General features: G+C 47.0%; 1 protein-coding gene. It reads left to right on the top strand.

What is annotated here, in order from left to right; all coding sequences use genetic code 11:
* Positions 1–110: 110 nt before the first annotated feature.
* Positions 111–440: TonB-dependent receptor plug domain-containing protein (locus Q4528_RS12695; RefSeq protein ID WP_303521824.1), on the top strand; the 330-nt coding region annotated here is incomplete at its 3' end.

The raw sequence follows: 440 nt of genomic DNA, 5'->3' as shown, positions 1-440 counted from the left end.
GTGGTTATATGTACCCTCAAGAATTTTGCTGCAATCTAACTAGGCCCTTTCTTTTCCGGAAAAAGTTGTTGGCCGTCGCTTGCTTAACAACGTTCACAGCTCCTACTGTCATGGCCGATTCTGCGGTTGTGGACATGGATGCGCTCATTATTATTGATCAGATCACAAGTGACGTAGACGGCCAAATTAATCAGGAACAAATTTCGTCGACTCAAGCGAATGATATGGCCGATATATTCAGTCAAGACGCGGCTGTTTCTGCGGGCGGTTCAGTGCAAATGTCGCAGAAGATCTATGTTCGAAATATAGGTGCAGACAATCTTAATATAACGCTAGACGGGGCAGAGCAGGCGGGTGCGGTTTTTCATCACGCAGGCCGTATCTCGATCGAGCCGGAATTACTAAAGCAAGTAGATATTGAAACCGGAGCAGGGGAAGCG

It is taken from the genome of Staphylococcus pasteuri (assembly GCF_030547725.1).
GTDB classification, from domain to species: domain Bacteria; phylum Bacillota; class Bacilli; order Staphylococcales; family Staphylococcaceae; genus Staphylococcus; species Staphylococcus pasteuri.
Note: the sequence above shows the minus strand (reverse complement) of the source record. Positions and strands in the feature narration are given on the sequence as shown.